Annotated in this window: 6 protein-coding genes and 1 pseudogene; 5 read left to right on the top strand and 2 right to left on the bottom strand. The window is 63.3% G+C overall.

Going from position 1 to position 8,157, the window contains the following annotated elements; genetic code table 11:
* Nucleotides 1–239 precede the first annotated feature (239 nt).
* A complete protein-coding gene (locus OKC30_RS18595) occupies nucleotides 240–2,363 on the top strand; it encodes an alpha-amylase (protein WP_183149563.1) in 2,124 nt (707 codons plus the stop codon).
* Between the two features lie 64 nt (nucleotides 2,364–2,427).
* Here OKC30_RS18595 and OKC30_RS18590 read toward each other — a convergent pair whose 3' ends face one another.
* On the bottom strand, nucleotides 2,428–3,054 hold the full coding sequence (locus OKC30_RS18590) for a glutathione S-transferase (RefSeq protein ID WP_104454571.1): 627 nt from the start codon (nucleotides 3,052–3,054) through the stop codon (nucleotides 2,428–2,430).
* A 158-nt stretch (nucleotides 3,055–3,212) separates the two neighbouring features.
* On the opposite strand from OKC30_RS18590, the gene OKC30_RS18585 reads away from it, so the two are divergent.
* The 4 genes and pseudogenes from OKC30_RS18585 (at nucleotide 3,213) to OKC30_RS18570 (ending at nucleotide 7,029) form a co-directional block, all read left to right on the top strand.
* Nucleotides 3,213–3,857: a response regulator transcription factor gene (locus tag OKC30_RS18585; protein WP_041214700.1), complete on the top strand. Its 645-nt coding sequence runs from the start codon at nucleotides 3,213–3,215 to the stop codon at nucleotides 3,855–3,857.
* A gap of 382 nt (nucleotides 3,858–4,239) precedes the next feature.
* Nucleotides 4,240–4,821 (top strand): annotated as a pseudogene (locus OKC30_RS18580) (TetR/AcrR family transcriptional regulator).
* A 72-nt stretch (nucleotides 4,822–4,893) separates the two neighbouring features.
* Nucleotides 4,894–5,751, top strand: coding sequence for an alpha/beta hydrolase (locus OKC30_RS18575; RefSeq protein WP_160839261.1), 858 nt, complete (start codon nucleotides 4,894–4,896; stop codon nucleotides 5,749–5,751).
* 117 nt (nucleotides 5,752–5,868) lie between these two features.
* The gene (locus OKC30_RS18570; RefSeq protein WP_069785595.1) at nucleotides 5,869–7,029 is read left to right on the top strand and encodes a patatin-like phospholipase family protein; all 1,161 of its coding nucleotides are present in this window, start codon (nucleotides 5,869–5,871) and stop codon (nucleotides 7,027–7,029) included.
* Nucleotides 7,030–7,056: 27 nt separating this feature from the next.
* On the opposite strand, the gene OKC30_RS18565 is transcribed toward OKC30_RS18570, so the two are convergent.
* On the bottom strand, nucleotides 7,057–8,157 hold a 1,101-nt coding region (locus OKC30_RS18565; RefSeq protein ID WP_270665152.1), incomplete at its 5' end, for a monovalent cation:proton antiporter family protein.

Below are 8,157 nucleotides of genomic sequence, written 5' to 3'. Positions count from 1 at the left end.
ATGGATTTAGGGACTCAGAATACTTTTTTCTGAAAATCAAGGCGGCCTTCCCCGGAAAGCCGCGATGAACCTTTTTTCATGGCCGCGACACCCGGTTCACACTTTTCCATTCTTGAAAACGTAACCATTTGAACTGACGTCACAAATCGGTATTTTATCGGTCCAAGCCTGCCCCAGCGCGCCCTAGAATGAGTGCCTCAACGGATCCTGCTCCTCACACTCTGCTCAAGGAATGGCTTATGCGTCTCTCTTCGCGCCCCGCTCTTCGCCCATCACCCCTGTGGCTGGCCGTGCTCGCCACACCGCTGTTCATCGGTCAGGCGATGGCCGCCCCCGAGGTCTATCTCCATGTGGATGGCAAACCGGTAGCCGAGGCGCTGACGCTGGACAAGGGCACCGTCACCCTGACCCACAGACTGGACAAGGGGAGCCACCAGATCCGCATCAGCGATGCGGGCAACAGCTGCGGCACCAGCTTCGGGCCAACCGAGGCCAAGCCCCTTCCCTTCGGCACCGCCCAGCCCATGGACAAGTGCAGCAAGGGGACAGACTTCAATCTGAGGGTGATGCTGGCGGGGGACTACGAGTTCACCTTCAACCCCGATACCCCCAGCCTCAAGGTGTTGCGGGCAACCAAAAAGAGCGAGTTCAAACGCCAGCCCCCGGAAGAGCCCTGCATCAGCTGGGATGGCGGCCCGGTCACGACATCACTCAAGGGCGTCTGGCCCGACGGCACACGGTTGCGGGATGCCTACTCGGGACAGGAAGCCGTGGTCAAGGGCGGCAAGATCACCCTGACACCGAGCAAGGAGAGTGGCGGCCTGCTGCTGCTCGAGCCGGTCAAGGCCGCAAAGCCTGCTCCCTTCAGCTGGGATCAGGCGAGCGTCTATTTTCTGCTGACCGACCGCTTCCACAACGGCGATCCTGCCAATGATCACAGCTTCGGTCGTCAGAAGGATGGTCAGGACGAAGTGGCCACCTGGCATGGCGGTGACTTCAAGGGGCTGACCGAGAAGCTCGACTACATCAAGCAACTCGGCATCAACGCCATCTGGATCACCCCCATGGTGGAACAGGTCCACGGCTTCATCGGCGGTGGCGAACAGGGGAACTTCCCCTTCTACGCCTACCACGGCTACTGGGCGCTCGACTTCACCAAGATAGATCCCAACTACGGCGACGAAGAGAGCCTGAAAACCCTGGTGGACGAGGCCCACAAGCGCGGCATGCGGATCATCCTCGACGTGGTGATGAACCACGCAGGCTACGCCACCCTCGCCGACTTGCAGGATCTGGGGCTCACCGATCTCACCCAGAACACCGGCAAGCTGCCGAGTCGCTGGAACGAATGGCGCCCAAGCGGCGGCCTCAACTGGCATGGCTACAACCAGTTCATCGACTACCAGTCATCCCACTGGGACAAGTGGTGGGGCCCTGACTGGGTGCGCGCAGGCCTGCCCGGCTACCCGCAACCCGGCACCGACGACGTCACCGGCTCGGTGGCGGGACTGCCGGACTTCCTGACCGAATCCACCAGATCGGTGGGGCTGCCACCGCTGCTCGCTGCCAAAAAAGACACCAGGGCCAAGGCCCTGCCCAACGCCACCGTGAGCGATTACCTCATTGCCTGGCACACCGACTGGGTGCGCCGCTTCGGCATCGACGGCTTCCGTGCCGACACCGTCAAGCACCTGGAGCCCGCGGTCTGGGCCAGGCTCAAGCAGGCGGGCACCGACGCGCTCAAGGAGTGGAAGGCCGCCAACCCGGGCAAGGCCCTCGATGACCTTCCCTTCTACATGGTGGGCGAGGTGTGGGATCACGGGGTCGCCAAGGACTTCTGGTACCAGCACGGCTTCGATTCCCTGATCAACTTCGACTACCAGCGTGAATTCGCCCTGCCCCAGGCCCAGTGCATGGCAGGGGCAGAGCCCACCTATGCGAGCTATGCCAGCCGCATCAACCAGGATCCCGAGTTCAACGTGCTGAGCTACATCAGCTCCCACGACACCAAGCTCTTCTTCGGCGACTACCAGGACGTGGCGCTGCAACGGCGGGTGGCCAACAGCTTCATGCTGCTGCCGGGCGGCATCCAGATCTACTATGGCGACGAGTCCGGTCGGGGGCTGGCCAAGGATGGCGGCGTTTTCGATCAGAGCGTGCGCTCGGACATGAACTGGCAGGAGCTGGCGAGTGGCGAGAAGGCGGAGCTGGTCAAGCACTGGCAACGGCTCGGCCAATTCCGTGCCGCCCACCCTGCCATCGCGGCGGGCAGCCACAAGAAGATTTCCGATGCCCCCTACGGCTTCGTGCGGGAGAAAGGAGAAGACAAAGTGGTCGTGGTCTTCGCGGGTCGGCAGAAATAGCGACCTGGCCTGAATAAAAAGGGGGAGCCGATGGCTCCCCTTTTTTGTCTTGCCGACGCCCGCATCAATCAGGCTGGCGGGCCGCCTTTGGCCACTGCAACCTCGCCCTGAGCAGGGTTTCCTGCCACAGGGGCCAGGCCAGCAAGGCCTGCTGATAGGCGCCAGCCTGACCGGGCAGCGAAATGCCATAGCTTGCCAGTCGATAGGCCATCACCGCATAGAAGGCATCCAGAATGCTCGCCTCGTCGAAATAGAAGGGCCCCCGCGCCTGGGACCAGAGGGTCTGCAACCGGGCCAGCTCGTCGATGACCTCCACCGGCGGTTCACTCTGGGTGGGCGCCCCCAGGAAGAAGGGCAGCAGGGTGCGGATCTGGCGAAAACCGGCGTGCAGCTCGGCGCACAGGCTGCGGGCCAGGGCCCGTTCGGCCTTGTCCACCGGATAAAGGTGGCGCTCCGGGCAGCACTCGTGGAGATATTCGGCGATGGCCAGCGAGTCGTGAATACGCAGCTCACCGTCGTCGAGCCAGGGCACCAGGCCGGCGGGGGCCGTGCGCTTGAGCCGTTGCAGCTCCTTGGCATCTTCCAGATCGAAGACCTGCTCCTGCCACTTGAGCCCGCTCATGGCCAGCACCAGCGCCGTTCTCATTGCCCAGGTGGAGCCCGTGCCCACCGTCAAAACCAGGGATCCCATCGATTGCCTCCTGCATGGGTTGTTTACTGGCCATCCCGCCGGCCCCGTGGCACGACATCCGATGACCACCTCACATTTGCGTACTGGCGGGTTTGACCCACTTGGGTAGCAGTGCTAGTTTGATTTTTCAAAACAATCAGTTAGCAACAATGTGAGCTATGGACAGCCAATTTACCATCGTCATCGCAGATGACCACCCCCTGTTTCGGGGCGCCCTCTATCAAGCGGTGCACATGGCCATCGACGACGCCAGATTGCTGGAGGCTGACTCCATCGACAGCCTGAGCCACCTGCTCGATGAACATCCCGACGTCGACCTGCTGCTGCTGGATCTCAAGATGCCGGGGGCCAACGGCTTCGAAGGGCTGGCCTATCTGCGCGGACATCACCCGGATCTCCCCATCGTCGTGGTCTCGGCCTCCGAGGATCCCGCCATCATCCAGCAGGTGCTGCGCCTGGGCGCGCTCGGCTTCATTCCCAAATCCGTTCCCATGAAAGAGCTGGTCAGCGCCCTCAATACGGTGATCGGGGGGGACAACTGGGTGCCCGAGGGGATCTCCCTCCATCCCGAGCCCGGCGAAGGGCCCGATTTCGCCACCAAGCTGGCCAGCCTCACCCCCCAGCAATACAAGGTGCTCATCATGTTGCGGGATGGCAGCCTCAACAAACAGATCGCCTGGGAGCTCAACGTTTCCGAGGCGACCATCAAGGCCCATATCACCGCGATTTTCCGCAAACTCGGGGTCAAGAACCGCACCCAGGCGGTCATCGCCCTCCAGCAGATGGATATCAAGGACAGTTGAGCCCCTTGTCACCATCAGAGCCCATATCACTCCGCCTTCCGCAAACTTGGGGTCAAAAACCGCACCCAGGAGGTCATCGCCCTCCAGCAGATGGATATCAAGGACAGTTGAGCCCCTTGCCACCATCAGAGCCCATATCACTCCGCCTTCCGCAAACTCGGGGTCAAGCACCGCACCCAGGCAGTCATCGCCCTGCAGCAAATGGGCATCAAGGACGACTGAGCTCGTCCCCGGCTGGCTCGTATCGAGCCAGCCACAACCGCCCCCCAAAAGACTCTCTGGCCCCCCCGTGGCAGCCGGAAACGGCCTCCCTGCACCATTTGCGGCTCGACAATTAGCACGGTCGTACTTTATGCTGCCAGCCCAGAGAGAGGAGAGCCGGATGAGCAAGGGACGTCTGACCCGCGACACCATTTTGCAGACTGCATTCTAGCAGGCGAGCCAGCAGGGGCTGGAGAGCCTCACCATAGGCTCCCTCGCAACGGCCTGCGAGATGTCAAAAAGCGGTCTGTTCGCCCACTTCCAGTCCCGTGACAACCTACAGATCGCCGTACTCACCCATTCCGCCAAGGTATTTCGTGAGCGGGTGATCCAGCCGGTGCGCCAACAGGGACACGCCACCCAGCAGGAGAAACTACTCGCCCTGTTGCAGGCCTGGCTGGCCTGGAACCAGAGTTTTGCCGGCCGCTGCATGTTCCTCGATGCCTGGACCTCCGCCCAGGAGGGTGAGGTCCAGCAGGCGGCACGCGAGCTGGTCCGTTTCTGGCTCGACTACCTTACACGCCAGGTAGTGCAGGGGCAGGCCAGAGGGGAGTGGCGCAGCGATCTCGACCCTTGGCGCGCCGTCTATCGCCTCTACGGCCTCTATCTCGGGGATCAGGTGTTCCATGCCCTGGGGCTCAGCGAGGATCCGGCCCGCCACTTCTGGCCCGAGGTGGAACAATTGCTGACCAGCTGGCGCTGACCCGACGGGCTCTTCCTTTTAAAAACTCGCAAAAAAGCACGACCGTTCGCACACAAAAGACACAGGATAACCATGAGCAGCAAGATCTACTTCAACACACGCCGCTTCAGCCCGAGCAAGTTGCTGCTGGGCCTCGGCACCCGCCTGCATCACGTGCTCGCGCCCACCCACGCCAAGCGCACCGCCAGCAAGCTGCTGCTCACCCCGCAGCGGGCGACCCGGGACGTCGCAGCCCCGGCCGGCCTGGTCGAGCAGGCCATCCACACCAGTGAAGGGACCCTGATGAGCTACCGGCTCGGCCAGGGGCCGGTCTGGCTGCTGATGCACGGCTGGTCAGGCAGTGCCAGCCAGTTCTATCCGCTGATGAGCCACATCGCCGCCCAGGGCTATACGGCCCTCGCCTACGATCACCCCGCCCACGGCCGGAGTGAAGGGAACAGGGGCCACCTGCCCCGCTTCGTGCGCGCTTTCGACGAGATCCTCGAGCGGGTCGGCCCCGTCCAGGGCGTCGTCACCCACAGCATGGGGGGCGCCGTCACCCTCAGCAGCCGTCACCCTGCCATGGATGCGCTGCCGCTGCTGCTCATCTCCCCGGTGCTCGACTACGTGCCCCAGCTCTACGGCATGGTGGCGCGCTCCGGCTACTCCATCCGGCTGTTCGATGCGGTGGTCAAGGAGATAGAACACGAATACCAGCACCCGCTCAGCACGGTTGACCCCCTTGGCCGGCTAGCCCGGCGCAGCGGCGCCGCCCTCATCGTTCACGATGAGGAAGACCGCTTCGCCCCCCACCGGGACTCCCTGCGTGCGGCCCAGGATTGCCGCACCCGGCTGGTGAGCACCCGGGGGCTCGGCCATGGCCGTATTCTGGCAAGCCCTCCAGCCTTCGCCGCCTTCGATCAACTGAGCCAGACGCCTTTGGCAAACTGAAAATGAAACGGGCCGCAAAAATTGAGCGTGCGGCCCATTTTTATCCGGTATACAACGTCTTATAGTTGAATTGCGCGGTGGCAACCCGCCCTGGCGATCACGATAAGGCGCACCCTCATGGCCAGACCCAATACTGCTCTTCTGCTGACTGGTGGTGGTGCCCGCGCCGCCTATCAGGTCGGCGCACTCAAGGCGGTGGCCGAACTCTACCCCCGCAACATCGGCATCCCCTTCCCCATTTTGTGCGGCACCTCGGCGGGGGCTCTCAACATCACGGCGCTGGCGTGCTACGCCTCCTGTTTCCATCTGGGGGTGCGCAAGCTGGAGTGGGTCTGGCGACGTTTCGAGACCCACCACATCTTCGACTTCCACCCCTGCCAACTGCTGTGGCGCACCCTCTATCAGGGCTCGGCCGGCCTCATCACCCCCCAGAGCAACCGCGCCTTTCACCTGTTTGACAACGCCCCCCTGCGCCGTCTGCTGGATCAGCTCATCGACTATCACCGCATCGATGACAACATCCTCTACGGCAGCCTGGAGGCCATCGCCATCACGGCCTCCGACTACGATGACGGCCTTTCCACTACCTTCTTCCAGGGGCGGGCCGAACATCAGCCCTGGGAGCGCGCCAGACGACGTGGCCTGCGTACCCTGCTCACCTCGGATCATCTGCTGGCCTCGTCGGCGCTGCCCTTTGTCTTTCCCGCCACCCCCATCGGCGATCGCGTCTACGGGGATGGCTCCATCCACCAGCTGAGCCCGCTCAGTCCCGCCATCCACCTGGGGGCGGAGCGGATCCTGCTGGTGACCCTGGACTCCCCTCACAGGGAGAACCCGACTCCCCGCCAGGGGCACCTGACCAGCTCCAACATCGCGAGCCATCTGCTCAACACCGTCTTCTCCGACACCCTCAATTCGGATCTGGAGCGGCTCGGGCGCATCAACCAGACCCTTTCCCTCATTCCGCCACGGGAGCGCAGCCGACTGAAACTGCGCCAGGTGGAGACCTGCGTGATCCGCCCCAGCCAGGATCTCGACCTCATCGCCCTCGAATACCTCCCACGGTTGCCGACCCAGCTGCGCCGTCTGCTGCGGGTGCTCGGGGTCAACGGCGAAGAGAGCAGCAGCCTGGCCAGCTTCCTGATGTTTGATCCCGGCTATTGCCAGCGGCTCATCAAGCTGGGATACCAGGACGCGCTGGATCACCACCAGCGCATCGAGGCCTTCCTCGACCTGCCGGGCAGCGGGAAGCAGGAGCAGTTTCGCGAAGAGGCCTGAGGAGCCTTATCCCATGGCAAGGAGATCCTAGCGTCCCTCCAGCAGGCGCTGCTCGGCCTGTTCCATGGCCACGGCCGTGCCGAAAAGTACCAGGGTATCTCCCGCCGCCAGCACCAGCTCGCGCCTGGGATCCAGGCTGCGCTCCCCGCGATGAATCGCCTTGATGCGCACCTCTCCCAGGGCGAGATCCAGTACCCTGTGTCCCACCGCCCAGGCCTGGTCGTGCAGCAGCACGGGATGCAGCCGCTCGAGCAGTTGATCCGTCTCCAGATTGCCCGCACTCTTGCCACCCCAGTAGAAACCGTGCAGAAAGCGATACTGGCTGCTGCGCTCGTGCTCCATGCGCCGGATCACCCGGCCGATGGGAATGTCGCAGTTGAGCAGCAGGTGGGAGACCAGCATCAGGGCTCCCTCCTGGGATTCGGGGATCACCTCGAAGGCGCCGGCCTGCTTGTAGTGTTCAAGGAAGCTGTCATCCCGGGTACGCACCAGCACCTTGATCTCCCCCGCCAGCTCCCGGATCAGCGTCAGCATTGCATCGACCCGCTTTTGATCGTCGAAGGTGATGATCACCAGCCGCGCCCGCAACAGACCGGCCGCCAGCAGGATGTCGCGCCGGCTGGCATCGCCGAACGCCACCTGCTCCCCCGCCAGCTTGGCCTCGCTCACCCGCTCGGGATCGAGATCCAGGGCCAGGAAGGGGATCTCTTCGAGCTTGAGAAAGCGGGCACAGGTTTGGCCGGTGCGTCCGAACCCGGCGATGATGACGTGCTGGTGTTTGCTCAGGCCCGACTGGGCCACCTCGGCGCGAGAGAGCAGGGCACTGTCGGTGAGGGAGTGGGCAAGCCCCAGCGCCCGCAACACCAGCCAGGGGGTGAGGGCGATGGAGATGACACCGATGCCGATGAGCAGAGAGACCAGCTGGTGATCCAGCAAGCCGTGATGACTCGCCAGCGCCAGCAGCACAAAACCGAACTCCCCGACCTGGCTCAACATGATGCCAGCGGCCATGGCGTCGCGCTTGCGCTCCCCCATCAGGCGGCCCGCCAGCAGTAACGGTTCACCCAGACCAGTTGACAGGTAAAAAATGAGACGATCGTCCGGTGATCCACTATTGCCTCTTGCGTG

Source organism: Aeromonas sp. QDB18, from assembly GCF_027705325.1.
GTDB lineage: Bacteria > Pseudomonadota > Gammaproteobacteria > Enterobacterales > Aeromonadaceae > Aeromonas > Aeromonas caviae.
The sequence above is the reverse complement of the archived record's forward strand: the minus strand, read 5'-3'. Positions and strand labels throughout refer to the sequence as shown.

Bases quoted from the DNA above. Each gene is read 5' to 3' on its own strand.
- OKC30_RS18595 (WP_183149563.1), top strand. From the start codon at position 240: ATGCGTCTCTCTTCGCGCCCCGCTCTTCGCCCATCACCCCTGTGGCTG.
- OKC30_RS18590 (WP_104454571.1), bottom strand. From the start codon at position 3,054: ATGGGATCCCTGGTTTTGACGGTGGGCACGGGCTCCACCTGGGCAATG.
- OKC30_RS18585 (WP_041214700.1), top strand. From the start codon at position 3,213: ATGGACAGCCAATTTACCATCGTCATCGCAGATGACCACCCCCTGTTT.
- OKC30_RS18575 (WP_160839261.1), top strand. From the start codon at position 4,894: ATGAGCAGCAAGATCTACTTCAACACACGCCGCTTCAGCCCGAGCAAG.
- OKC30_RS18570 (WP_069785595.1), top strand. From the start codon at position 5,869: ATGGCCAGACCCAATACTGCTCTTCTGCTGACTGGTGGTGGTGCCCGC.